The organism is Streptomyces spinosisporus (assembly GCF_022698145.1).
GTDB classification, from domain to species: domain Bacteria; phylum Actinomycetota; class Actinomycetes; order Streptomycetales; family Streptomycetaceae; genus Streptomyces; species Streptomyces spinosisporus.
Genome location: NZ_JALDAX010000013.1, coordinates 23074 through 48964 on the forward strand (window position 1 = coordinate 23074; position 25891 = coordinate 48964).

Consider the following 25891-nt stretch of genomic DNA (forward strand, 5'->3'; position numbering starts at 1 on the left):
TGATCAGTGACCCATTCCCAGTCCGCCGTCAACGGGGATGACGGCTCCAGTGATGTACGAGGCGTCGTCGGAGGCGAGGAACCGCACCGTCGCGGCCACCTCCTCGGGCTGCGCGTACCGGCCGAGCGGCACCTGCGACACGATGCCCGCCCGCTGCTCGTCGGTGAGCACCTTGGTCATGTCGGTGTCGACGAAGCCGGGCGAGACGACATTGAAGGTGATGTTGCGCGAGCCCAGCTCACGGGCGAGGGAGCGCGCGAAGCCGACGAGACCGGCCTTGGAGGCGGCGTAGTTCGCCTGGCCGGGTCCGCCGAGCAGGCCGACGACCGACGAGATGAGGACGACACGGCCCTTCTTGGCGCGCAGCATGCCGCGGTTGGCGCGCTTGACCACGCGGAAGGTGCCGGTGAGGTTGGTGTCGAGGACGGACGTGAAGTCCTCCTCGGACATCCGCATCAGGAGCTGGTCCTTGGTGATGCCGGCGTTGGCCACCAGGACCTCGACCGGGCCGTGCTCCGCCTCGATCTCCTTGTAGGCCTGCTCCACCTGCTCGGTGTCGGTGATGTCGCACTTGACCGCGAGGAAGCCGGCCGGCGGCTCTCCCGAGCGGTATGTGATCGCGACCTTGTCGCCGGCGTCGGCGAATGCGCGGGCGATGGCGAGGCCGATGCCCCGGTTGCCTCCGGTGACGAGAACCGAGCGGCTCAACGGATCACCCTTTCGATAGCGGTCTGATGCCTCCGCCCGACACCTGGATGACAGGCGGCTTCCTCGAAAACCTATCGGTCGGACGCCTCCGGCGGACAATCGGGCACCGACAGTGGCCAACGGGACTCGCTGTCGGGTCCCTACAGAAAGTTCTCCGGACCGGAGCGAAACCTGTGGTCCGCCGGGCCGCTCACGCGACATGATCGGAGCAGCCACAGGTCACGACAGGTCACAACGGGTCACGACAACAAGGAGAGACCTCGGTGCCTCATTCCATCGACGAAGCCTTCACGGCACTTCCTCTACGCGCCCTGGCCGACGCGGCGCTGGCACGCGCGCGTGCGCTGGGCGCCGAGCACGCGGACTTCCGGTTCGAGCGGGTGCGCAACGCCTCCTGGCGGTTCCGCGACGCCAAGCCCGCCGGTTCGTCGGACACCACCGACCTCGGGTACGCGGTCCGGGTCGTGCACGGCGGCACCTGGGGCTTCGCCTCGGGTGTGGATCTGAGCCTCGACGCCGCCGCCAAGGTCGCCTCGCAGGCGGTGGCGATGGCCAAGCTGTCGGCCCAGGTGATCAAGGCGGCCGGTTCGGACGAGCGCGTGGAGCTCGCCGATGAGCCCGTGCACGCGGACAAGACGTGGATCTCGTCGTACGAGATCGATCCGTTCACCGTGCCCGACGAGGAGAAGTCGGCGCTGCTGGCGGACTGGAGCGCCCGGCTGCTCGCGGCGGGCGGCGTGGACCATGTGGACGCCTCCCTGCTCACCGTGCACGAGAACAAGTTCTACGCCGACACCGCCGGGACGGTGACCACCCAGCAGCGCGTACGGCTGCACCCTCAGCTGACGGCCGTGTCGGTCGACGAGTCGAGCGGCGAGTTCGACTCGATGCGGACGATCGCGCCGCCGGTCGGACGCGGCTGGGAGTACCTCACGGGCACCGGCTGGGACTGGGAGGGCGAGCTGGAGCAGCTCCCGGAGCTGCTCGCCGAGAAGATGCGCGCGCCCAGCGTCGAGGCGGGCCTGTACGACCTCGTCGTCGATCCGTCCAACCTCTGGCTGACCATCCACGAGTCCATCGGCCACGCCACCGAACTGGACCGCGCGTTCGGCTACGAGGCCGCCTACGCCGGCACCTCCTTCGCCACGTTCGACCAGCTGGGCAAGCTCAGGTACGGCTCCGAGCTGATGAACGTCACCGGTGACCGCACCGCCGAGCACGGCCTGGCGACCATCGGCTACGACGACGAGGGCGTCGAGGGCCAGTCCTGGGACCTGGTCAAGGACGGCACGCTCGTCGGCTACCAGCTCGACCGGCGCATCGCGAAGCTCACCGGCTTCGACCGCTCCAACGGCTGCGCCTACGCCGACTCCCCCGGGCATGTGCCGGTGCAGCGCATGGCCAACGTGTCGCTGCAGCCGGACCCGGCCGGGATGGCCACCGAGGATCTGATCGGCGGGGTCGACCGCGGGATCTACGTCGTCGGGGACCGCTCCTGGTCCATCGACATGCAGCGCTACAACTTCCAGTTCACCGGCCAGCGGTTCTTCAGGATCGAGAACGGGCGGATCACCGGGCAGCTGCGGGACGTCGCCTACCAGGCGACGACCACCGACTTCTGGGGCTCGATGGCCGCGGTGGGCGGCCCGCAGACCTATGTCCTCGGGGGCGCGTTCAACTGCGGCAAGGCCCAGCCGGGCCAGGTCGCCGCCGTCTCGCACGGCTGCCCCTCGGCCCTCTTCAAGGGCGTCAACATCCTCAACACCACCTCGGAGGCCGGTCGATGAGCGCGGGTACCAGCAAGGCGAGCAAGCCCCACGAGGTCGTCGAGCGGGCCCTGGCGCTGTCCACCGCCGACGGCTGCGTCGTCATCGCCGACGAGCACTCCACCGCCAATCTGCGCTGGGCGGGCAACGCGCTCACCACGAACGGCGTCACGCGCGGGCGCACCCTCACGGTGATCGCCACCGTCGACGGCAAGGAGGGCACGGCCTCCGGCGTCGTCTCCCGTTCGGCCGTGACCGCGGACGATCTGGAGCCCCTGGTGCGGGCCGCCGAGGCCGCCGCGCGCGGCGCCGGACCCGCCGAGGACGCGCAGCCCCTGGTGACGAACGTGGCGCAGTCGCCGGACTTCACCGACGCGCCCGCCGAGACCACCTCCGCCGTGTTCACCGACTTCGCGCCCGCCCTCGGCGAGGCGTTCGCACGCGCGCGTGCGGGCGGCCGCGAGTTGTACGGCTTCGCCAACCACGAGCTGGTGTCGAGCTATGTGGGCACGTCGACGGGGCTGCGGCTGCGGCACGACCAGCCCAACGGGACGCTGGAGGTGAACGCCAAGTCGCCGGACCGCACGCGTTCGGCGTGGGCCGGGCGCTCCACGCGCGACTTCAAGGACGTGGACCCGGCGGCGCTGGACGCGGAGCTCGCGGTGCGCCTGGGCTGGGCCGAGCGCCACATCGACCTGCCGGCCGGGCGCTACGAGACACTGCTGCCGCCGACCGCCGTCGCGGACCTGCTGATCTACCAGCTGTGGTCGGCCTCGGGCCGGGACGCGGCGGAGGGCCGCACGGTGTTCTCCCGGCCGGGCGGCGGCACGCGCGTGGGCGACCGGCTCAGCGAGCTGCCGCTGACCCTGTGCAGCGACCCGAACGAGCCGGGGCTTGAGTCGGCGCCGTTCGTGATCGCGCACTCCTCCGGCGGCGACCAGTCCGTCTTCGACAACGGCCTGCCGCTCGCTGCCACCGACTGGGTGCGCGAGGGCGAGCTGGCGCATCTGACCACCACCCGGCACAGCGCCGGTCTGACCGGTCTGCCGGTGGCCCCGGCGATCGACAACCTGATCCTGACCGGCGGCCAGGACCGCTCTCTGGAGGAGATGGTCGCGAGCACCGAGCGCGGGCTGCTGCTGACCTGTCTGTGGTACATCCGCGAGGTCGACCCGGCGACCCTGCTGCTGACCGGGCTGACCCGGGACGGCGTGTACCTGGTGGAGAACGGCGAGGTGACCGGCGAGGTGAACAACTTCCGCTTCAACGAGTCGCCGGTCGACCTGCTGGGGCGGGCCACCGAGGCCGGGCGCACCGAAAAGACGCTGCCCCGGGAGTGGAGCGACTGGTTCACTAGGGCTGCGATGCCGGCGCTGCGGGTGCCCGACTTCAATATGAGCTCTGTCAGTCGGGGCGTATAACCTCGTAGCCGGTGGTCGAGCGACCGCCCGAGATCATCAAGGAGATACGAGAACCGTGACGGACATCGTCGACGAACTGCAGTGGCGTGGGCTGATCGCCCTCTCCACTGACGAGGACGCATTGCGCAAGGCGTTCGCGGACGGTCCCGTCACGTTCTATTGCGGCTTCGACCCGACCGCGCCCAGCCTGCACCTCGGCAATCTCGTGCAGATCCTGACGATGCGCCGCATCCAGCAGGCGGGCAACCGCCCTCTGGGCCTGGTCGGGGGCGCCACCGGCCTGATCGGTGACCCCAAGCCCAACTCCGAGCGCACGCTCAACGCCCCCGAGATCGTCGCCCAGTGGGTCGAGCGGCTGCGCGCGCAGATCGCCCCGCTGCTGGACTTCGAGGGTCCGAACGCCGCGGTGATGGTCAACAACCTGGACTGGACGCAGGGCCTGTCGGCCATCGAGTTCCTGCGGGACGTCGGCAAGCACTTCCGCGTGAACAAGATGATCGCGAAGGAGGCCGTCTCCCGGCGCCTGGAGTCCCAGGAGGGCATCAGCTACACGGAGTTCAGCTACCAGATCCTCCAGGGCATGGACTTCCTGCAGCTGTTCCGCCGGTACGGCTGCACCCTGCAGACCGGCGGCAGCGACCAGTGGGGCAACCTCACCTCGGGCACCGACCTGATCCACAAGGTCGAGCCCGACGCGGTGGTGCACGCCCTGGGCACGCCGCTGATCACCAAGGCCGACGGCACCAAGTTCGGCAAGACGGAGTCCGGCACGGTCTGGCTCGACCCCGAGATGACCACGCCGTACGCCTTCTACCAGTTCTGGCTGAACGCGGACGACCGGGACGTCTCCAAGTTCCTGCGCATCTTCAGCTTCCGCTCCCGCGAGGAGATCGAGGAGCTGGAGCGGCAGACCGAGGAGCGTCCGCAGGCCCGTGCCGCCCAGCGTGCGCTGGCGGAGGAGCTGACGACGCTGGTGCACGGCGCCGACCAGACGGCCGCGGTGATCGCCGCGTCCCGCGCCCTGTTCGGACAGGGCGAGCTGGCGGAGCTGGACGAGAAGACGCTGACCGCCTCGCTGTCCGAGGTGCCGCACATCAAGGTCGCCGAGCTCGGCCCTGTCGTCGACCTGTTCGCCGAGGTCGGGCTGGTGGCCAGCAAGTCGGCCGCGCGGCGCACGGTCAAGGAGGGCGGCGCCTACGTGAACAACGTGAAGGTCGCCGCCGAGGACGCGGTCCCCACCGCGCAGGACCTGCTGCACGGACGCTGGCTGGTGCTGCGGCGCGGCAAGAAGAACCTGGCGGCGGTGGAGGTCGTGTCCGCGTAGACACGGCCCGCGAAGACGCATCCCGAGGGGCGGGTTCCCGGCTGGGCCCGCCCCTTCGGCGTGCCTGGGCTAGGCCCGCTGCCGCTGCTGCTTCTTCTTGCCGAGCGTCGCCATGTACAGCATGTCGACCACGAAGACGATGACGATCGCCGCGACCAGCTGGAAGGCGTGCCGGCTCCAGTCGATGCCGGAGGTCGACTCGACACCGGCGGCGCGGGCGATCGCGTTGCCCACGATGGCGCCGAGCATGCCGCAGATGGTGGTCAGCCAGAGAGGGCTGTGCTGCTTTCCGGGAATGATCGCCTTGGCGATCAGACCCAGCACGAAACCGACGATGATCGCCCACAACCAGCCCATGGCTGCCTCCTAGTACGGATCGACGTGAGCATTACGCCCAGTGTCGGCCCGTGCACCGTACGGCGCATGTCGGGGAGGGCCGTACGCGCTACGGCTGAGGCCGTTCGCCCAGGCAGGAGACGACCCGGTCTCGTAGGCGGCGCAGGCGCGGCGTAACGTTGGAGGTGTCCGGGAGTCGTCCCCCGACCGGGGATGCACCGGTCACGGGGGCGGGCAGAGTCCGATGCGGGCGGATGGTGGAATCTGATGCGGAAGCAGCATGGCACGGGCAACGGCCAGGTTTTCCGGATCACCGGCGCCCGGACGAGCCTCGACGAGGACGTGCGCGGACGGCAGCGCAGGTATGTCATCTCGATGTCGATCCGTACGGTGGCGGTGATCCTGGCGGCCTCGCTGTGGAACGTCGAACGGCACGTGGCGATCGTGGCGTTGGTGCTCGGGCTGGTCCTCCCCTATATCGCCGTGGTGATCGCGAACGCGGGGCGGGAGAACGCGCCGTCGCTTCCGTCGACGTTCGTGAGCGTTCCGATGCGTCCGATGATTGGGCCGCCGCGGACGAACGACGGTCCTGCGGAACCGGTCCCGGAAGATGTCGCGGGTGAGGCCGCGCCCGGTGCAAAAGGCGAACCTCGCGACCGGGCGTGATCCCGGCGGGCCGCGTGCGGACGGGCTTCGGGGCCGTGCCGAGGCTCAAGAAATGCTCAGATCAATCATGTTGTTCCGGTGCCAAGCGACCGGTTACCCGTGACATACTTCGTAGGCGCTCCGCATCCCCCGTCGGAGCGACGGACCGACGCCGGGCAGCTCCCCCCGTGGCTGCTCGGCGTCGCCTTGTTTGCCGTACCTGTGAGACGAATCCGTGAGTGAAGAGACCCCGATCTGCTCCGCCAAGGGCTGCCGTGCCGCAGCCGTGTGGGTGCTGGCGTGGAACAACCCGAAGATCCACACGCCGGAGCGGCGCAAGACGTGGCTCGCGTGCGAGGAGCACCGGGAGCATCTCTCCCAGTTCCTCGGTGTCCGGGGGATGTTGAAGGACGTCGTGAAGTTCGAGGACTGGGAAGCGCCCGAGGGGTCGTAGGGCCGTAAAGCCGTAGGGCCTGTCCTAGCCGCCGATCGCGGACATCGGGCGGTCCGGCTGGATGAACGACGGGTCGTCAAGGCCCGCTCCGGCCTTCTTGCCCCACATGGCCAGGCGCCAGATGCGGGCGATCTCCTCGTCCGGTGCGCCGGAGCGCAGGGCGGCGCGCAGGTCCGTCTCCTCCGTCGCGAACAGGCAGGTCCGTATCTGTCCGTCGGCCGTGAGGCGGGTGCGGTCGCAGGCCGCGCAGAACGGGCGGGTGACGGACGCGATGACGCCGACGCGGTGCGGTCCGCCGTCCACGATCCACCGCTCGGCGGGCGCCGAGCCGCGCTCCTGGGAGCCTTCCGGGGTCAGCTCGAAGCGGGTGCGCAGGGCGGTGAGGATGTCGCCCGCGGTGACCATCCCCTCGCGCTTCCAGCCGTGCTGGGCGTCCAGGGGCATCTGCTCGATGAAGCGCAGTTCGTAGTCGTGCTCGATCGCCCAGGCGAGGAGGTCCGGGGCCTCGTCCTCGTTCAGCCCCGGCATCAGGACCGTGTTGACCTTGACCGGGGTCAGGTCGGCGGCGCGGGCGGCGTCCAGGCCCTCGATGACGTCCTTGTGCCGGTCGCGGCGGGTGAGGGTCTTGAAGACGTCCGGGCGGAGGGTGTCCAGCGAGACGTTCACCCGGTCCAGGCCCGCCGTCTTCAGGGCCGCGGCCGTGCGCTTGAGGCCGATGCCGTTGGTCGTCAAAGACATCCGGGGGCGGGAGCGCAGCGCGGCGACCCGCTCGACGATGCCGACCAGACCCGGGCGCAGCAAGGGTTCGCCGCCGGTGAAGCGCACTTCCTTTATGCCGAGCGCGGTGGTGGCGATGTCGATCAGGCGGACGATCTCGTCGTCCGTGAGCAGGTCCGGTTTGGCCAGCCACTGCAGGCCCTCCTCGGGCATGCAGTACGTGCACCGCAGGTTGCACCGGTCGGTCAGCGAGACCCTCAGGTCGGTGGCCACCCGGCCGTAGGTGTCGATGAGCACGTGGGCCCCCTCCCCCTCATTGCGCGCCAGCTCTGCTTCGCCGGCTGTGCTTCGTGTTTCCGTTACCTGCGAGCCTACGTGACACGACTGACAACTACAGCGGCCCGATCCCACCAGGTACGACGCGGCCGCGTCGTAGGGATCTACGACGCGGCCGCTCAGTGAGGTGCCGAGGTGCGGTCAGTGGGCCCCGGTGCCGGTGAGGGACCGGACCTCCAGCTCGGCGTACTTGCCGGCGTCCGGCTCCTCCTTGGACAGATAGGTGCCGACGACGCCCAGCAGGAAGCCGACCGGGATCGAGATGATGCCCGGGTTCTCCAGCGGGAACCAGTGGAAGTCGACGTCGGGGAACATCGAGGTCTCCTTGCCGGAGACCACCGGCGAGAACAGCACCAGGCCGACCGCCGTGATCAGGCCGCCGTAGATCGACCACAGTGCTCCGGAGGTGTTGAACCGCTTCCAGAAGAGGCTGTAGAGGATGGTCGGCAGGTTGGCGGAGGCGGCGACCGCGAACGCGAGGGCGACGAGGCCCGCGACGTTCAGATCACGGGCCAGGGCGCCGAGCAGGATGGAGACCGCGCCGATGCCGACCGTGGCCAGTCGGGCCGCGCGCACCTCCTCCTTCTCGTTCGCCTGGCCCTTCTTGATGACGTTGGCGTAGATGTCGTGGGCGAACGACGAGGACGAGGCCAGGGTCAGGCCGGCGACGACCGCGAGGATCGTGGCGAAGGCGACCGCGGAGATGGAGGCGAGCAGGACGGCGCCCCAGTTGGAGTCGACGCCGCCCAGATGCAGCGCCAGCAGGGGCGCGGCCGTGTTGCCCGCCTTGTTGGAGGCGATGATCTCGTCGGGCTTGATGAGCGCGGCGGCGCCGAAGCCCAGCGCGAGGGTCATCAGGTAGAAGGCGCCGATGAGGCCGATGGCCCAGTTCACGGACTTACGGGCGGCCTTGGCCGTGGGCACGGTGTAGAAGCGGATCAGGATGTGCGGCAGGCCCGCGGTGCCCAGGACCAGGGCGATGCCCAGGGAGATGAAGTCCAGCTTGGACGTCGAGGTCAGGCCGTACTTCAGGCCGGGCTCCAGGAAGGCAGAGCCCTTGCCGCTGTTGTCGGCGGCCGTGCCGAGCAGGTCGGAGATGTTGAAGTTGAACTTCAGCAGCACCAGGAAGGTCAGCAGGATGGCGCCGACGATCAGCAGGACGGCCTTGACCATCTGGACCCAGGTGGTGCCCTTCATGCCGCCGATGGTGACGTAGACGATCATCAGGACGCCGACCAGGGCGACGATGCCGATCTTGCCGCCGTCGCTGGTGATGCCGAGCAGCAGCGAGACCAGGACGCCGGCGCCCGCCATCTGCGCGAGCAGGTAGAAGATCGACACGACGATGGTGGAGGTGCCGGCCGCGGTGCGGACCGGACGCTGGCGCATGCGGTAGGCGAGGACGTCGCCCATCGTGTAGCGGCCCGAGTTGCGCAGCGGCTCGGCGACCAGGAGCAGCGCCACGAGCCAGGCGACCAGGAAGCCGATGGAGTACAGGAAGCCGTCGTACCCGGCGAGCGCGATCGCGCCCGCGATGCCGAGGAAGGACGCGGCGGACATGTAGTCGCCGGAGACCGCGAGGCCGTTCTGGAAGGCGGTGAACTGCCGTCCGCCGGCGTAGAAGTCGGCGGCGTTCTTGGTCTGGCGGCCGGCCCACACCGTGATGACGAGGGTGGCGGCGACGAAGACCGAGAACAGGGTGATGATCAGCCCCCGGTGCTCGCTTGCCTCTCCGGCCGCGAGCAGGGTGGTCTGTACGGAGCTCATGCGCCTCCCTCCATACGGGACTTGATGGCCTCGGCCTTGGGGTCGAGCTTCGCGGCGGCGTGCCGCGAGTACCACCAGGCGATGAGGAACGTGGTCAGGAACTGCGCCAGGCCGAGCGCCAGGGCGACGTTGATGTTGCCGAACAGCTTGGTGCCCATGAAGTCGCCCGCGTAGTTCGACAGCAGGACGTAGAGCAGGTACCAGGCGGTGAACGCGATGGTCAGCGGGAAGGCGAAGGAGCGGTAGGAGCGGCGCAGTTCACCGAACTCCGCGCTCTCCTGCTCCGCGACGAACTCCTCGGTGGAAGGAAGTCGGGCTTGGGTTTTCGAGGGGGGCGGTGTCTCGGTGGCCACGGAGTCTCCTCGCGTTGCGGGTGCGGTTGTGACGGGGATCGGGGGCGAGTTTCCTCGCGCTCCCTGCTCAAGGTCACGGCGCCACGCGAAGACGGGTTCAACTGACTTGACCGGTTTCCGAACTCTTCTTGGGCAGCTCATTGCTGACCAGCGACATGGGGGGTTAGGTTCTGGCCTGCACCGCCCGTCATGTACCTGCCCGAGAACCACCGTGTCTCGGGCGGTTCCGTTTCCGGATGATGTGGAGATCCCATGGCTCATCTGCGTTCCAGACGCCGTCTCGCCCTCGCCGTGCCCGTCGTGCTGTCCCTGACGGCCTCGCTCGGTTTCCTGCCGGCGGCCGCACAGGCCGCCCCGCGCGCGGAGGCCGCCGCGCAGACGGCCGACGCGGGGACCTACGCGTATCTCGTCAACACCAGGACGGACCACCACACCATCAAGTCGGTGGAGAAGGCGATCGCCGCGAACGGCGGCAGCATCGTGGCCTCGTACGACCGGATCGGCGTCATCGTCGCCCACTCGGCGAACCCCGACTTCGCCGCCAAGATACGCAAGGTACGCGGTGTGCAGTCGGCGGGTGCCTCCCGCACCTCGCCGGTGACCGCGGCGGGCACGACGGACGAGGGAGCGGTCCAGCACCTCTCCGCGGCCCAGGCCGCCAAGGTCGCGAAGGGCTCGGCGGCCGGCCAGGAGCCGCTCGAGGCCGACCAGTGGGACCTCAGGGCGATCGGCGCGGACAAGGCCGCCCGGATCGACCCCGGCAGCCGGAAGGTGACCGTCGGCGTCATCGACACCGGTGTGGACGACACCCACCCGGACATCGCGCCCAACTTCTCCCCCTCGCAGTCCGCGAACTGCGTGAGCGGCAAGGCCGACACGACGTACGGCGCCTGGCGGCCGGTGGACGCCGACCACTACCACGGCACGCATGTGGCGGGCGAGATCGCCGCGGCCCGCAACGGCGTCGGTGTCGCGGGCGTGGCGCCCGGCGTGAAGGTCGCCAGCATCACCGTCGCCCAGCCGGACGCGAACTCGCTGTTCTTCCCGGAGAGCGTCGTGTGCGCCTTCGTGTTCGCCGCCGACCACGGCGTCGAGGTCACCAACAACAGCTATTACGTTGACCCGTGGCTGTACAACTGCATGGACGACCCCGATCAACGTGCCATCGTCGATGCGGTCAACAGGGCCCAGCTGTACGCCCAGCGCAAGGGCACGCTCAATGTCGCCTCGGCGGGCAACTCCAACGACGACCTCGACTCGCACGCCCTCACCGACGCCTCCAGCCCCGACGACGGGACGCCGGTGACGCGGACGGTCGACCCGCACGAGTGCTTCGACGTGCCGACCCAGCTGCCGGGTGTCGTCACGGTCAGCGCGACGGGCTTCACGAGCGCCAAGTCGTACTACTCCAGCTACGGCGACGGCGTCATCGACGTCGCGGGACCGGGCGGTGACGCCCGCGTGCCCGCGGACACGCCGTCCAAGAACGGCCGCATCCTCTCCACGCTGCCGAACAACCAGTACGGCTTCCTGCAGGGCACGTCGATGGCCTCGCCGCACGTCGCCGCGGTCGCCGCGCTGCTGAAGTCGACGCACCCGCACGCGTCGCCGGCCCGTCTGCAGGCCCTCCTCAAGGCGCAGGCCGACAACCCGGGCTGCCCGACGGACCCGTACGACACCGACGGCGACGGCGTGGTCGACGCGACCTGCGAGGGCGGCAAGCACGTCAACGGCTTCTACGGCTACGGCATCGTCAACGCGCTGCGCGCGGTGAAGTAGGGCTCTGCTGCCCCTGAGAGGGGGGCCGGACGGTTTTCCGTCGGGCCCCCCTCTCTCTGTCTCTCTGTACGCAATATGTTGATTGAATCAATAATGCATAGTGCTGTCATGACGGGTATCACGACAGACATCAACACTGCATGGGGGGAACTGGGCGGCGATCCCGCCCTGGTCTCCCGGGTCTCCACCGTCGCGCGCCGGGGAGCGCTCGAAGCGCGGCTTCCCGTACGGGAGTTGGCGCGCGCCTGCGTCGGAGCGTGCGCGCTGGCCGCCGCCGAGCTGGGAGCGCTGCGGGGCGGGCTCACGGAGGTGCCCGGCGTGGTCGTGGACGACGGGGCCGTGGCCACGGCCTTCCGCAGTGAGCGGCATCTCACGGTCGACGGGCGGGCGCCGGTCACCTTCGCGCCGCTGTCGCGGTTCTGGCGCACGGCGGACGGCTGGGTACGGACGCATGCGAACTATCCGCACCACCGCGCGCGGCTGCTGGAGGTGCTGGGTGTGCCCGACGACGTGGACGCCGTCGGGGCGGAGCTCGCGCGGCGGAGCTCGGCCGAAATCGAGGAGGCCGTGTACGCGGCCGGAGGGCTGGCCGTCGCGCTGCGGACGCCGAAGGAGTGGGCCGCGCACGAGCAGGCGGTCGCGGTGGCGGAGCGGCCCCTGGTGGAGCGCGAGCGGCTGGACGGCGCGCACGCGCGCGAGCTCCCGCCGGTCGACGGCTCTCCCCTGCTGCCCGCCGAAGGGCTCCGGGTCCTCGACCTGACCCGCGTCCTCGCCGGTCCCGTCGCCACCCGCACGCTCACCCTGCTGGGCGCGGACGTACTGCGCGTGGATCCGCCGCAGCTGCCCGAACTGCCCGACCAGCACGCCGACACGGGGTTCGGGAAGCGGTCGGCGACGCTCGACCTGACGGCCGACAGGCGCACCTTCGAGGAGCTGCTCGCGGCGGCAGACGTGGTCGTCACCGGCTACCGTCCCGGCGCCCTGGACCGCTTCGGGCTGTCGCCGCAGGCCCTCGCCGAGCGGCGGCCCGGGGTGGTCGTGGCGCAGGTGTCGGCGTGGGGCGCGTACGGGCCGTGGGGTGACCGGCGGGGCTTCGACAGCCTGGTGCAGGTGGCCTCGGGGATCGCCGCCGTGGAGGGCTCGGCGGAGCAGCCGGGTGCACTACCCGCGCAGGCGCTCGACCACGGGACCGGCTATCTGCTGGCGGCCGCCGTGCTGCGCGCGCTCACCGAGCAGTCCCGTGAGGGCGGCAGCCGGTCCGTACGGCTGGCGCTGGCACGGACGGCGGAGTGGCTCGTGCACGGCATCGAGGTTGGGGAGGGCACCGAGGCCGAGGCGGGCATCGAGGACATGGAGGGCATCGAGGCCGGGGACGCGGAGGACGAGGCGTACGAGGGGCCCGGGCCCTGGCTCGCCGAGACCGACAGCGCCCTGGGGCGGCTGCGGTACGCCCTGCCGCCGGTGTTTTTCGCGGGCGGCCCCGCCAACTGGGCGCGGCCGCCGGTGCCCTGGGGGTCGCAGCCCGCGCACTGGGTCTGAGTCACGGGGGTGAGTGACAGGTCTGAGCCACAGGCGTGAGTCACGGCGCGACCGAAAACGTACCCATGGGCGGAATGCCGCACCGCCAGTTGTTTTACTTCACTTGCCCGGTTCTGCGACGGCCGGTGAAGATCTTGAGGTGACGTTGTCCAGACCCACGGCCGACGCGGCCGACGCGAGCGGGCCGATACGGCGTCCCGGCGCCCGCCGGGCCGTGGCCGTCCTCGTCCTGGTGACGCTGGCCGCGCTCATACCGCTGCTCGGTCCGTCCGCCGCGCTGCACGACACCGGCGAGGCCGCCGCACCCGGCGTCGGCGGCATCGCGCTGCTGCGGGCGGTGCTGTTCGCCGTCCTGTGCGTCCCGGTGGGCGAGCTGTTCGTGAACCGCCTGGCCCGCGCGCTGCCCGGCGCTCCCTCGTCCGGACCGCCGCGCAGCTGGGCCCCGTACGCGGCGGGCGCCGGCATCCTCGCGGCACTGGGGCTGGCCTCGGTGGTGTCCACCGGCAACCTGGTGCCGCACAGCCTGGCCCAGATCGACGTGGGCGGTCTGTACGACTCCCGGGACGGCAAGCTCGCCCTGGTGGAGGTCAACGCCTTCCTCGCGGCGGGCCTGTGCGCCCTCTCGCGCCACCCTGCCACGCAGCTGTGGCCGCTGGCCGCGGTGATCGTGGCGGAGGCCCTGCGCGCGCACCCCACGACCGAGCACCATCCGCTTCTCGGGTCCGGTCTGACGCTGGTGCACCTGACGTGCGCGACGCTGTGGGCGGGCGGTCTGCTGCACGCGCTGCGGACCCTGCGCGGCTGGGGTCGAGCGGAGGCGGGCGCCGCCCTGCTGGGGCTCTACGCGCGCGTGGCGGCCGTACTGCTCGCCCTCATCACCGCGACCGGGGTGTGGAGTTCGCTGCGCCGCATGCCCTCGCACACGATCCTCGACCAGCTGACGACGACGGCGTACGGGCGCACTCTGCTCGCCAAGGTGATCCTCGTGGCCGGCGTCGCCCTGCTCGCCCTGTGGGCGCGGATCCGGCTGAGCCGCGCCGCCGACCCCCTCACCGCCTGCTCGCCCGCGCGCGGGGAGGTTGCCGTTCTGGGGGTCGTGGTCGCGGTGTCGGGGCTGCTGACGGCGCTGCCGCTGCCCATCCGATGGTGACGTCGGACCGGTGAACGCCAGGATGGGGAACATCAGTTGGTGACCGTCAGTTGGTGACCAGCACCTTGAGCGCGGACCGGTCGTCCATCGCCTTGTAGCCGTCGGGCACGCCCTCCAGGCCGACCGTCATGTCGAAGACCGGCGAGGCGTCGACGGTGCCGTCCAGGACGTCGGGCAGGAGTTCCGGGATGTAGGCGCGGACGGGGGCGACGCCGCCGCGCAGCGCGATGTTCCGGTCGAACATGACGCCGAGGTCGAGGCCGGTGCCGCTGCCGTGCGGCACGCCGACGAAGCCGATCGCGCCGCCGTCGCGGGTGATGTCGACCGCCGTCCGCATGGACTGCTCGGTACCGACGGCCTCGATCACGGCGTGCGCACCCTGTCCGCGGGTGAGTTCGCGCACGGCCTCGACGGCCGCTTCACCGCGTTCGGCGACGACGTCGGTGGCACCGAAGCGGCGTGCGATGTCCGTACGGACCTGGTGGCGGCCGAGCGCGATGATCCGCTCCGCGCCGAGCCGCCGGGCGGCGAGCACCGCGCACAGGCCGACGGCGCCGTCGCCGACGACGGCGACGGTCGCTCCCGGGCGCACGCCGGCGCCGAGGGCGGCGTGGTGGCCGGTGCCGAGGACGTCGGAGAGGGTCAGCAGGGAGGACAGCAGACGGTCGTCGGAGGCGGCCTCCTTGGGGAGCTGCACGAGGGTGCCGTCGGCGAACGGCACGCGGACGGCCTCGCCCTGGCCGCCGTCGTAGCCGACCGAGCCCCAGAAGCCGCCGTGCCCGCAGGAGGTGGTCAGGCCCTCGCGGCAGTAGTCGCAGACGCCGTCGGACCACATGAAGGGCGCGACGACGAGGTCACCCCGGCGCACGGTGCCCACGCCGGAGCCGGTCTCCTCGACGACGCCGAGGAACTCGTGCCCGATCCGCTGCCCCGGCCGCCGGTGCGACTCGCCCCTGTACGCCCACAGGTCGCTGCCGCAGATGCAGGCGCGCAGCACCCGCACCACCGCGTCGGTGGGCAGCTGCGCCACGGGCTCGGGCACGTCCTCCATGCGCATGTCGTACGGGGCGTGGATGGTGGTGGCGCGCATGGCGGGGGTCCTTCTCGTGCCGGGTCGTGAGCGCGCTCAGGGGTGGCGAGCGCACTTCACGGTACGTCGCCCCCGGTGCAGGCCGCTCGCCGAGCGCACCCGGAACGCCCCCGTGCGCCTCAGCACCGCGCCGCAGGTGTGACCGACCGGACGTCGGCGGCGGGGATCCGGACCCAGCGCTTCTTTCCGGCCGTGCTGATCGTCACGGCCTCGGGGTCGGCCAGCACCAGCTCCCCGCATCGCACTCCCCCAGTGGTGTTCACGAGGACGTAGGGCCCGCTGCTGCCGGGACTCGCGGAGGTCTCCACCGGCACGAGCCACGACACCGCGATGGCGGCGACGATCGCGCAGAGCCCGGCGACGGACAGCCGCCGCGCCGTGCTCAAGGCGTCCTGCGTCCGTTCGACCTCGTCCAGGATGCCGGAGAGCAGCCGGTCACCGGTCAGCCACACCCGCTGCCCCACCTGGCCGTTCGCCGCCCGTACGGCGCCCAGGGAGCCGGCAAGGAGCAGTACGAAGGCGAGGACGAGGAGCAGGGCGGTCACCCAACGCCAGCCGCCGGGCATGCCGGCCACGCTCTCGCGGCCCTTCAGCACGAAGACCACGCCGACCAGTCCCGTGAGACCTGCCAGGCCGTTGCGCCAGCCCTCCGCCTGCCGGCGTACCGTGCCGAGCTGGTCGTACTGGAGTTGCTGACCCAGCTGCGCGTACCGCTTCTTCGCGATGTCGGTCACGGCGCCGCCCCCGGCTCGGGAGGCGGGACCGGCACGTCCCAGAAGGCACCGCATCCGGTGTCCGGGGACTCCGGTGGCCGCTCGGCGTGGGGGTAGCCGCACTGGCAGTAGACGGGGATGTCACCGGTGAGGGGTTCGGGCGCGCGCCGCCCGCGGCCCCACAGCCGCTTGGGCGGGCCGAGGACGCCGTACGAGACCCGGAAGACCGTGTCCACCCTGCACGTCGGGCAGTACCCCTTGACGGTGTACCAGCGTCCGTCCTCGGACCGTGTGACGGTGAACGGCTCGTCCGGACGGACCTCGGCCTCGTGTTCGCGGAACTCGGTCGCAACGTGATCGGGCATCAGGTCCTCAACTGGCGTCTTCGGCGACGTAGAACTCGGCGGACGGTGTCGGCGCCGGGTGGGCGGGAACGTCTGCGGGCAGGGTGAGCACGAACAAGGGGGCGTACAGGGCGAGCCGGTCGTACACCCACTGGGTCGTCTCCCCCAGTTCGCGTGCGGTGACGGCGACACGCTCGGACGTGACGGCGCCGCTCAACGCGGGTGCGCGGCCCGTGTACTGCCGGCTCAGCAGGATCAGGTCCTGCCAGCAGGGGACCACGTCGGAGGCGGGCTGCGGCCGTTCCATCAGCAGATCGAGCCCCAGGGGTCGGTACAGCGCGAGCCGGTCCCAGGTGCGGGTCAGCGACCAGCCGAACCGTGCCGCCGCGCGGACCAGGTCCAGCGGGCCTACGGGCCCGTCGCCGATGAGGTCCTCGCCGAACAGGGCGCTGTCGTACTCGGTCGGACGGTGCTCGCGCCAGTCCTCCGGACCGGTCTCCGGCTCCCGCCAAGGGGCGCCGAGGGAGGCGTACCGGGTGAGCGTCGCCAGGCTGTCGCCGAGCGTGCTGTCGTTCTCGCGCGCGTGGGCGACGAGGAGGGCCACGGTCGGCCGGGACCGCCAGCGCACGACGTCCTTTTCCGCCTCACAGCACACCACGAGGTCGGCGAGGGTGGGACGAAGATCCGGTGGCAGCGAACTCGACACCCCTTCCAGGGCGGAGACGTCGAGTCCGACGAGGGGGCCCAGCGGGACGAGGCGTTCGACTGCTGGGCGCAGTGCGGTGCGTGCCTTGGCTGCGGCAAGCAGGGCGAAGAAGATATCGAGGCCGTTGTGCAGGGCGGTGGTTTGTATGGCGTGCTCGATGCTGTACCCGGTCCCGGGGGTTCGGTCGAGGTGGCGCAGGCTCGAGTAGTGCTTGTCCCGGCAGAGCAGCAGTTCCCAGTCACTCGGCGCAACGGCGCGCCATTGCTCGACGAGCGCGGGGGCGCGTCCGTCCACTAGCCCTTCGTTCGCGAGTACGGTCAGTCGTTCCGCCACCGCCGCATCGTCGGCGGCTACACGAACCGCCGCCTGTGCCGTGTCCAGAAGATGTACGCCGTCATCGCGCCAGGAAAGCCGCAGGAGCCGCTCCGGGTCCCCGCGAAAGACAGCGCCCAGGAGGTCGCTGTCGAGCCGGGTGAAAACGGTCCCGGTCATTCCGGCCAGGTCCGGAAGGTCGAGCGCCCGCGTGGCGAGCACGTCCGCGAAGCGTTCGACCACCTCTGCCACGGGCAGCCCCAGCATGCCTGAAGCCCGGCCCAGCTGACGGCGCGTGAGGCGCTGATGGCTGGTGTATTCGCTGATGCCGAAGCTTTCCGTGAACTCGTCCACCTGCTCCTTTGTCCAAGACTTCGGCAAGTCGCGGGTCTCCGGTACCGGTTCGACCGGCTCGGGCGGTTCGGCCGCGACCGGACCTACGTGCGGCCAACCCAGCCACGCGTAGCGGTTGAGCACGTCGTCGTACAGCTCCTGGGGTGGCGGTTGCCCCACTACGTGGGCATCGGGCGCGAAGAATCGGGGATGCCAGCGAAGAACGGCGAGATCCTCGCGTGTGGCGACCTCATCGGCCGGAGCCGGTTCTGCGGTCTCGGGCACCTTCACGGGGAATCCGGCGGCCTCGAACCGCCGCGCCCTGGCCAGTGCCTCCCGAATGGGGAGACCTTGGCCGAGGCTGAAGCGGCTGAGCACCTGGATCACGCCTTCGACGGAATCACCGCCGACGAGTCCACGAGCAAAGGGGCCGCTGCCATAAAGGATTCGTGTGTCGGTCTCATCGAGCAGCAACCGGTGTGCGGCTTCAAGTCCGGTGACGGCGGGCACTTCCAGGCCCATGATGGCGTAGCGGCGCAGCCGCCTCATGAGCCGACCCAGACTGATGTTTTCGTCCCTATGCCTCGGCAAAGCGGCTTTCAGTGAATGCCTGGACCAGTCGAAATAATCCGTCGTGAAGTGCACTTCCCAGGCCTCGGGATGCGGATAACCATCTGTCGTCTCCGGCAGCGCCAGCTCATCCCGCCCACGGCGGGCCAGTTCGATTCCCACACCGCGCAGTATGGCCGCCCGCCAGGCAATGAAAGCGGAGTTCGTCGTCCCGGTGCGAATGAGAGGTGTGTCGTACTCTGCACGCCGAACCAGGCTGGGGTCGACGGGAAAACACCCCACCTGGCGGAAGTCGAGCAACACCGACCTGTCCCACGCGGTTCTGCTGGTCAGCCGCGCATCGGTGGCCAGGAGCCGGTCGACCAGTGGCATCGCCGCATCCGGGTGCACGCCCGCGAAAGCCCAGAGCCACTCCAGGGTGAGCCAGTGAGGAGCGTCGAACCTATTGGACGCGTGTCGGATCTTCTCGTCCACCCAGCCTCTGTCGTACGACAGCATCCGTGCCCGGTCCGCGCTGAGTTCTGGAGTGTGTGCCGCGCGCAGGTCCACGACGAAACCGAAAGGGCGACCGACCCCTTCGTGCCAGTCTGTGGCCTCTTTGTCGGTGTGTCCGGACCTGGCGTCCGAGCTGAACCAGGAAAGTGCACTCGCGTCCCGGCTCGCGTCCACCGCCCCAGGATCCGTCAAGATCCCATCAGCCAGCAAACACCCATTCCCCTTAACCCACCAGGCATCAGCCCCCGCCGGAACAGGACTAATCGCGTCCCCGAAGTAGTACAGCGCACCCTTCTCCCAGGTGCGCAGAACGTCCCCGCCCCGCTCCACCCGCATCGCGAACTCCGACCGCCACACGCGTGTGCCGAGTTCCTTCGCGACGTCGACGCCGTCCTGCTGGAGGTAGAGCCGCACCCGGGTGCCGCCGGTCGGCTGGGCCTCCTCGCTGCGCCGGATGCGGAACAGGCTGCCGGTGGAGGCCACGTCGACGCACAGGCCTCCGCCCGGGTCGGCACGGCCGTACTCATCGGTGGCGCGGGTCCAGATGCTGATCTCGTCGGCCAGCATGAAGTAGCTGAACACCCCGATGCCGAAACGGCTGTTGGGGTAGATCCGCAGATCGGGGTCGGCTCGGCGCCAACGGGCCTGTTCCCTGCGGTACTCGCGGGACTGCTCGAACCGGCGCCCGGCGCGCGAGAAGGTGCCGCGCAGCGCCCTGCGGTCCATGCCGACGCCGTTGTCCTCGCACTCGATGTACGGCCGGCCTTCGTCATCCGTGCCCTGCCGGAACACGATGTCACCGTTCCAGTGGTACGGGATCCGCCCGTCGGCCTCGCCGTAGCGCAGCCTGGCCTGGCGGTAGCGGCAGGCGTCGAGGGCGTTCTGGTACAGCTCCCGTAGGGCGAGGGCCGGATCGCCGTAGAGCTGTGTGCCCATGAGGAGTTCGCGCATCTCGTCCTCGGCGAGGCCGAACCGCATGAGCGGGACGGCATACGCGTCCGCCCTGGTCGCGCTGTCGTAGCGCGGACGCAGTCGGTGGCAGGTGATCCGTTCGGGCAGCTGGGCGAGGAGCGCGGTGGGCTCGGCGCGGGCGAAGCGCAGACGTACGTTCTGTACGGCCTCGTCGGTCCAGCCGGTCAGGATCTCCATCGCGGCGTGCACGGCGGGGTGGGGGCAGGGCAGATCCAGGTCGAGTGTTCTGCTCAGCCGGTCGCGTGCCCAGCGCAGTTCACGGACGCCGGCCACCGCCTCGGCGGGACGGAGGCCGTCCGTGACGCCGATGTTGTCCACCAGCACACCGGGCAGCTGGCGCAGGTCGCCGCCGAGCAGACCCGCGACGCCGAGGAGCCAGGTCAGTTCGCGGGGGCGCCACCGTTCGGTGACGCCGTCGGTCCGGAAGAGCTCGTTCAGGCGCCATTGCGCGTCGGCGTTCAGCAGCTCGCCCTGGTACGGCTCGGCCGGGGCGATCGCGATGTGTCGGCAGACCCGTACCAGTTCGTCGGTGAGCTCGTGGTGGCGGGCCCGTGCGGCGTCCGGACCGATCAGTACCTTCGCGAGGGGTGCGAGCAACTGCGGAGCGTAGGTGTCCCAGAGCTGTTCCTTGCCGGTGACGTGCCGGTGCAGCAGCCAGCCGGCCACGGCGCGGGCGTCCTCGTCGCGTCCCCTTCCGGCCAGTTCGCGCCCTTTGCGCCACAGCAGGGCGTGCGCGGCGAACGTGTGCTCCAGGTCGGCGCGTTCGGGTTCGCGGCCGAGGGCCCCGGTGTCCGGATCGAGGTGGAAGGGGTCGACGGCGGCGGTCTCCTTGATGCCCATCGCGTAGACCGCCTCGCGGACGAACGGGGCGGCAGCGAGCACGGCGAACTCCCCCGCGTCCACGAGTGGTCCGCCCTGTGTCTGCGACGGCGCCAGGAGGGCCTTGAGCCCCCGGTCGAGCACGCGGACCGGGTAGTCGTCGTCCGCCCAGGGGTCCGGGACCCCGGCGAGAGCACTGCTGCGCCACCGCGCGCACTCCGCCGTCAACCGGACGAGGGCTTGGTGGAGTTCGGTGCGGCGGGTCTCGGTCAGGCCCTCGACCGCGGCCCACAGTTCGGCCGAGCCCACGGCGGTCGCCCACTCCTCGTGGAGGGTACGGCCGGCGCACAGCGGCACCGGGTGAATGGCGTCCGGGCCGCTGGGCGCGTAGTGCGCCGTGGGTGTCTGCACCTGCCGGTGGGCGCGGGCGAACTCGGCGGTCCTTCGGACGGTGTGCGCGATGACGTCGGCGACCGTGCGGGGCGCGGTGTCGGCGTGCAGGGCATCGGCCAGGGCGCGCGTGAAATGACTGCCCCTCTTCTCGTCGGAGCCGCAGGTCTCGCCGGGTCCGCAGCCGAACAGCACCGCCACCCGGTCTCTTCGGGCCGGGAAGATCGTGGCGGCTCCGCCGTTGGACGTGCCGTCGGTGCCGTCCGCGGTCGAGTTGTCCCGGCAGGCGTCGACGGTCAGCAGCACCGTCCCGGCGCGACAGCCGCGCAGCAGTTCGGCGAGGTCGAGGCCGATGAGCGAGTCCAGGGCGACCTGTGGGGGCGTCGTCGCCCAGGTGAGCTGGGCGTCGGCGGGCACGAGATGGTCCGCCCCGTCCGCGGACAGCCCGTGCCCGGTGAAGTGGATGAGGACCGTGCCGCCTTCGGGGGCGGTGGCGCAGACCCGGCTGATCGCGCTCCGGATTCTTGAGCGCAGCGCGGGCTCGTCCTGGGCGGCGCCGAGGGATTCCACGCTGTAACCCGACGAGTGGAGCGCCTCGGTCATGAGCTCGACGTCGCGGGCCACCGTCTGCGTCAAGTCCGCGAAGTGTTCCGACAGTTCGCAGCGTGGAACGGCGACGATCAGTGCTTGTCTGCTGTCCATGCCCGACCGTGCCCCCGTCCCTGTGCCCGCGACGCAGGTCAGGATGGCACAGGGGGGAGCAGTGAACACAGAATCAGGTCACCGGAGGCTGCGCCAACGAACCGGCGCACAGGGGCCCCTGACGGTCAGGACTGTCAGTGACGGGTCGTATCCTCAAGGACCATGCTCGAAGACCGTACGACCGCAGCGTCCTCCCCCACAGCGTGGCCGGCCGCGTATCCGCAGGGGTACGCGGTCGTTGACGTGGAGACCACCGGCCTGGCGCGGGACGACCGGATCATCTCCGCGGCCGTCTACCGGCTGGACGCGCGCGGCGAGGTCGAGGACCACTGGTACACGCTGGTCAATCCGGAGCGGGACCCGGGGCCGGTGTGGATCCACGGTCTGACGAGCGAGATGCTCCGGGGCGCACCCCTCTTCCGGGACATCGCCGAGGAGTTCGCGTCCCGGCTGCAGGACCGTGTGCTCGTCGCGCACAACGCGGTCTTCGACTGGCAGATGATCGCGCGGGAGTACGCGCGCGCGAAGCGCGAGGCACCCGTGCGGCAACGGCTGTGCACGATCGCCCTGTCCAAGGAGCTGGGCCTGCCGCTGCCCAATCACAAGCTGGAGTCGCTGGCGGCCCACTTCGGTGTCGTGCAGCAGCGTGCGCACCATGCGCTGGACGACGCGCGCGTGCTGGCGGAGGCGTTCCGTCCGAGCCTCGCGGCCGCGGCGGCGGGGGGCGTACGGCTGCCGCTGCTGGAGTGCCGGCCGCTCACGGAGTGGACCGACAGCCCCGTGCCCCGCCAGTCCGGCGGCTACGGCGGCTACCGCCCGAGCAGTTGGCGCCCCTCCCGCAAAAGGCCCGCGTGCCCGTACCCCAACCCGGGGCGCTACGAGGACGGCAAGCCGCTCAAGCAGGGCATGCGGATCGCCTTCTCCGGGGACACCTCGGTCGAGCGGGAGCTGCTGGAGGACCGCGCGGTCGAGGCCGGGCTGCATGTCGCGACGAGCCTGTCCCGGCTGACCAGCCTGCTCGTCACGAACGACCCGGACTCGGGCACCTCCAAGGTCGTCAAGGCCAAGCAGTACGGGACGCCGGTGGTGGACGAGGCCGCGTTCGGTCAGCTGCTGCGGGACGTGGAGCCCGCGGACGGGTGATTGCCGCGCGACTCGCCCGGCGCCCGCTCGCCCGCACCCCGGTGAGGGCTCACCCTGTGGCGCATGGCGACCTGTGAAGTATGTGGCAATGACTACGGAATGTCCTTCGAGGTGCATGCGCAGGGCGCGGTGCACGTCTTCGACTGCTTCTCCTGTGCGATCCACCGCATGGCACCCGTGTGCGAGCACTGCCGTGTGCAGATCATCGGCCAGGGCGTGGAGGTCGACGGGCAGTGGTACTGCGGCGCGCACTGCGCCCGCGCGGAGGGCAAGGCGGGGATCGTCGACAAGGTGTAACCCGCTACCCGCCTGATTGCACCCCACGACCGAGTTGTACGGTCGTGGGGTGTACCGCTTCCTGTTGTCCCGGCAGTGGGTGATCCTCACCCTCGTCGCCCTCGTGCTGATCCCCACGATGATCAGGCTGGGCATCTGGCAGAAGCACCGCTACGAGATGCGCACCGCCCGCAACGACCTCGTCTCCGCGGCGCTGCACGCCAAGCCGGTACCCGTGGAGCGGCTCACCTCGCCCGGACATGCGGTCACCAGCTCCGAGAAGTACCGCACCGTCACCGCGACGGGCACCTTCGACACCGACCGTCAGGTCGTCGTCCGGCGCCGCACCAACTCCGACGACGAGGTCGGCTTCCACGTCCTGACCCCGCTCGTCCTCACGGACGGCAAGGTCGTGCTGGTCAACCGCGGCTGGATCCCGGCGAACGGTGCGCAGACCTCGTTCCCGAAGGTCCCCCCGCCGCCCGCCGGCAAGGTCACCATCAAGGGCCGGCTGAAGGCCGACGAGACGACCGCGGCGAGCGGCATCAAGGAGCTCAAGGGGCTGCCGGACCGGCAGATCATGCTGATCAACAGCGAGGAGCAGGCCCGCCGCCTGCACGCCACCGTGCTCGGCGGCTACATCGAGCAGACGGCGCCGGAGTCGAAGGGCGACAGCCCGGAGCAGATCTCCGACCCCGGCAGCGAGGACGCCCCGCTGAACTATGCGTACATGATCCAGTGGTGGCTGTTCGCCGCCGCCGTACCGGTGGGCTGGTGGGTCCTGGTCCGGCGGGAGCGCCGCGACCGCACGGAGGCGGCGGCCAAGGAGCAGGCCACGGAGACGGAACCGGCAGCCGTCTGAGCGGGCGGCACGCGTGCGTGCCGTCACTCCCCCGGCCCCGCCCCTGATTGTCCCGAAGGACGTCCGGGAACTCGCAACTGCGTGCACCCCCGCATCGAGGACTACGCGCTCATCGGCGACGAACAGACCGCCGCCCTGATCGGCCGCGACGGCTCCGTCGACTGGCTGTGCCTGCCCCGGTTCGACTCGGCGGCCTGCTTCGCCCGGCTGCTCGGCGACGAGGAGAACGGGTACTGGCGTATCGCCCCGAAGGGCGTCGAGGGCCCCTGCACCCGCCGCGCCTACCGGCCCGACACGCTCGTCCTGGACACCGAGTGGGAGACCGGCGAGGGCGCGGTGCGCGTCACCGACCTGATGCCGCAGCGCGACCGCGCCCCCGACCTCGTACGCGTCGTGGAAGGCCTGCGCGGCCGGGTCACGATGCACAGCACTCTGAAGATCCGCTTCGACTACGGCTCGATCGTGCCCTGGGTGCGCAAGTCCGGCGGGCAGCGGGTGGCCGTCGCGGGCCCGGACTCGGTGTGGCTGCGCAGCGAGCCCGAAGTGCGCACCTGGGGAAAGGACTTCGGCACGCACGCGGAGTTCACGGTCGAGGAGGGCGAGAAGGTCGCGTTCGTCCTCACCTGGCACCCCTCGCACGAGGCACGCCCGAAGGCCGTCGACCCGCACAAGGCCCTGCACTCCAGCGTCCACGACTGGCAGAAGTGGGCCCGGCGATGCCACTACCGCGGCCCCTACCGCGACGCCGTCGTCCGCTCCCTGATCACGCTGAAGGCCCTCACCTACCGGCCGACCGGCGGAATCGTGGCCGCCCCCACCACCTCGCTCCCCGAGGAACCGGGCGGCGTGCGCAACTGGGACTACCGCTACTGCTGGCTGCGCGACTCCACCCTCACCCTGAACGTGGGTCTGTCGGCGGGCTACCGGGAGGAGGCGGAGGCTTGGCGCGACTGGCTGCTGCGCGCGGTCGCGGGCGACCCGGCCGACCTGCAGATCATGTACGGCCTGGCGGGCGAGCGCCGGCTGCCGGAGTGCGAGCTGCCGTGGCTGGCCGGCTTCGCGGGGTCAAGACCGGTGCGCATCGGGAACGCGGCCGTCGACCAGCTGCAGTTGGACGTGTACGGCGAGGTCATGGACTCGCTGTATCTGGCCCGCCGTGCCGGCCTGCCCGCCAAACCGCACATGTGGAACATCCAGGCCTCCCTGATCGAGTGGCTGCGCGCGGCCTGGCGGCAGCCCGACGAGGGGCTGTGGGAGGTGCGCGGCGGCCGGCGCCAGTTCGTCCACTCCAAGGTCATGGTGTGGGTGGCCGTCGACCGCGCCGTGCGCACCCTGGAGGAGAACCCGGAGCTGCCCGGCGACCTGGAGGGCTGGCGCGCGCTGCGGGACGCGGTGCACCGCGAGGTGTGCGAGCGGGGCTTCGACCCGAAGCGGAACACCTTCACGCAGTACTACGGCTCGCGCGAGCTCGACGCCGCGCTTCTGCTCATGCCCCGCGTCGGCTTTCTGCCGCCCGACGACCCCCGGGTGACCGGCACCATCGACGCCGTCCGCGAGGAGCTGGGCCAGGGCGGTCTGCTGCGCCGCTACAGCACGGACCGTACGGCGGTCGACGGGCTGCCCGGAGACGAGGGCACCTTCCTGGTGTGCTCGTTCTGGCTCGCCGACGCGCTGCACATGACGGGCCGCGGCAAGGAGGCACGGGAGCTGTTCGACCGGCTGGTGGGCCTCGCCAACGACGTCGGTCTGCTGTCCGAGGAGTACGACCCCGTGCAGCGCCGCCAGCTGGGCAACTTCCCGCAGGCCTTCAGTCACGTGGGACTGGTGCACACCGCCCTCGCCCTGTTCGGGGACGACGAGGCAGGATAG

General features: G+C 70.7%; 21 protein-coding genes. 12 read left to right on the plus strand and 9 right to left on the minus strand.

The genetic code is table 11. The annotated features are described in order from the left end of the window. Positions 1–3 precede the first annotated feature (3 nt). Positions 4–708, minus strand: a complete 705-nt coding sequence (gene fabG, locus MQN93_RS29230) for a 3-oxoacyl-[acyl-carrier-protein] reductase (RefSeq protein WP_016436275.1) — start codon at positions 706–708, stop codon at positions 4–6. Between the two features lie 263 nt (positions 709–971). On the opposite strand from fabG, the gene MQN93_RS29235 reads away from it, so the two are divergent. From MQN93_RS29235 to tyrS, 3 genes are read left to right on the plus strand one after another with little or no spacing between them, the layout of a single operon-like run. After that, entirely contained in the window at positions 972–2495 is a 1524-nt protein-coding gene (locus MQN93_RS29235; RefSeq protein ID WP_242711910.1) for a TldD/PmbA family protein, read from the plus strand. Further along, positions 2492–3895, plus strand: a complete 1404-nt coding sequence (locus tag MQN93_RS29240; protein WP_242711911.1) for a metallopeptidase TldD-related protein — start codon at positions 2492–2494, stop codon at positions 3893–3895. Before MQN93_RS29235 ends, MQN93_RS29240 begins: the two co-directional genes overlap by 4 nt. Before the next feature lie 55 nt (positions 3896–3950). Beyond that, entirely contained in the window at positions 3951–5219 is a 1269-nt protein-coding gene (tyrS, locus tag MQN93_RS29245; RefSeq protein WP_242711912.1) for a tyrosine--tRNA ligase, read from the plus strand. A 69-nt stretch (positions 5220–5288) separates the two neighbouring features. On the opposite strand, the gene MQN93_RS29250 is transcribed toward tyrS, so the two are convergent. After that, positions 5289–5576 carry a GlsB/YeaQ/YmgE family stress response membrane protein gene (locus MQN93_RS29250; protein WP_016436271.1) on the minus strand — a complete coding sequence of 96 codons (288 nt, stop codon included), beginning with the start codon at positions 5574–5576 and terminating at the stop codon, positions 5289–5291. A gap of 246 nt (positions 5577–5822) precedes the next feature. Here MQN93_RS29250 and MQN93_RS29255 point away from each other — a divergent pair, with 246 nt between their 5' ends. After that, a complete protein-coding gene (locus MQN93_RS29255) occupies positions 5823–6221 on the plus strand; it encodes a DUF3099 domain-containing protein (protein WP_242711913.1) in 399 nt (132 codons plus the stop codon). Positions 6222–6435: 214 nt separating this feature from the next. Continuing rightward, positions 6436–6654, plus strand: a complete 219-nt coding sequence (locus tag MQN93_RS29260) for a hypothetical protein (protein ID WP_016436269.1) — start codon at positions 6436–6438, stop codon at positions 6652–6654. Between the two features lie 24 nt (positions 6655–6678). On the opposite strand, the gene moaA is transcribed toward MQN93_RS29260, so the two are convergent. The 3 genes from moaA to MQN93_RS29275 all read right to left on the minus strand — a co-directional run bounded on the left by moaA (position 6679) and on the right by MQN93_RS29275 (position 9827). Continuing rightward, positions 6679–7668, minus strand: a complete 990-nt coding sequence (moaA, locus tag MQN93_RS29265) for a GTP 3',8-cyclase MoaA (RefSeq protein ID WP_242711914.1) — start codon at positions 7666–7668, stop codon at positions 6679–6681. 180 nt (positions 7669–7848) lie between these two features. Then, the gene (locus tag MQN93_RS29270; protein WP_016436267.1) at positions 7849–9474 is read right to left on the minus strand and encodes a monocarboxylic acid transporter; all 1626 of its coding nucleotides are present in this window, start codon (positions 9472–9474) and stop codon (positions 7849–7851) included. After that, positions 9471–9827: a DUF485 domain-containing protein gene (locus MQN93_RS29275; protein ID WP_016436266.1), complete on the minus strand. Its 357-nt coding sequence runs from the start codon at positions 9825–9827 to the stop codon at positions 9471–9473. Before MQN93_RS29275 ends, MQN93_RS29270 begins: the two co-directional genes overlap by 4 nt. A gap of 252 nt (positions 9828–10079) precedes the next feature. Between MQN93_RS29275 and MQN93_RS29280 the strand changes: the two genes are divergently transcribed. From MQN93_RS29280 to MQN93_RS29290, 3 genes are all read left to right on the plus strand, one after another. Next, positions 10080–11606 (plus strand): S8 family peptidase, encoded by a 1527-nt coding sequence (locus MQN93_RS29280; protein WP_242711915.1) that lies wholly within the window; start codon positions 10080–10082, stop codon positions 11604–11606. 108 nt (positions 11607–11714) lie between these two features. Continuing rightward, positions 11715–13145: a CoA transferase gene (locus MQN93_RS29285; RefSeq protein WP_242711916.1), complete on the plus strand. Its 1431-nt coding sequence runs from the start codon at positions 11715–11717 to the stop codon at positions 13143–13145. 139 nt (positions 13146–13284) lie between these two features. After that, a complete protein-coding gene (locus tag MQN93_RS29290) occupies positions 13285–14295 on the plus strand; it encodes a CopD family protein (protein ID WP_242711917.1) in 1011 nt (336 codons plus the stop codon). Positions 14296–14341: 46 nt separating this feature from the next. Here the strand turns inward: MQN93_RS29290 and MQN93_RS29295 are convergent, their stop codons facing one another. The 4 genes from MQN93_RS29295 to MQN93_RS29310 form a co-directional block, all read right to left on the minus strand. Then, on the minus strand, positions 14342–15385 hold the full coding sequence (locus tag MQN93_RS29295; protein WP_242711918.1) for a zinc-dependent alcohol dehydrogenase family protein: 1044 nt from the start codon (positions 15383–15385) through the stop codon (positions 14342–14344). Between the two features lie 119 nt (positions 15386–15504). After that, positions 15505–16119: a hypothetical protein gene (locus MQN93_RS29300; protein ID WP_242711919.1), complete on the minus strand. Its 615-nt coding sequence runs from the start codon at positions 16117–16119 to the stop codon at positions 15505–15507. After that, a complete protein-coding gene (locus MQN93_RS29305) occupies positions 16116–16463 on the minus strand; it encodes a hypothetical protein (RefSeq protein ID WP_242711920.1) in 348 nt (115 codons plus the stop codon). The genes MQN93_RS29300 and MQN93_RS29305 overlap by 4 nt, the downstream gene beginning before the upstream one ends. Positions 16464–16470: 7 nt before the next feature. Continuing rightward, positions 16471–21741, minus strand: coding sequence for an HD domain-containing protein (locus tag MQN93_RS29310; RefSeq protein WP_242711921.1), 5271 nt, complete (start codon positions 21739–21741; stop codon positions 16471–16473). A gap of 162 nt (positions 21742–21903) precedes the next feature. Here MQN93_RS29310 and MQN93_RS29315 point away from each other — a divergent pair, with 162 nt between their 5' ends. The 4 genes from MQN93_RS29315 (at position 21904) to MQN93_RS29330 (ending at position 25891) form a co-directional block, all read left to right on the plus strand. Further along, positions 21904–22884 carry a DEDDh family exonuclease gene (locus MQN93_RS29315; protein WP_016436258.1) on the plus strand — a complete coding sequence of 327 codons (981 nt, stop codon included), beginning with the start codon at positions 21904–21906 and terminating at the stop codon, positions 22882–22884. A 63-nt stretch (positions 22885–22947) separates the two neighbouring features. Beyond that, positions 22948–23181 (plus strand): metallothionein, encoded by a 234-nt coding sequence (locus tag MQN93_RS29320; protein WP_016436257.1) that lies wholly within the window; start codon positions 22948–22950, stop codon positions 23179–23181. Between the two features lie 49 nt (positions 23182–23230). Beyond that, a complete protein-coding gene (locus MQN93_RS29325) occupies positions 23231–24022 on the plus strand; it encodes an SURF1 family cytochrome oxidase biogenesis protein (RefSeq protein ID WP_242711922.1) in 792 nt (263 codons plus the stop codon). Positions 24023–24103: 81 nt separating this feature from the next. Further along, on the plus strand, positions 24104–25891 hold the full coding sequence (locus MQN93_RS29330) for a glycoside hydrolase family 15 protein (RefSeq protein ID WP_242711923.1): 1788 nt from the start codon (positions 24104–24106) through the stop codon (positions 25889–25891).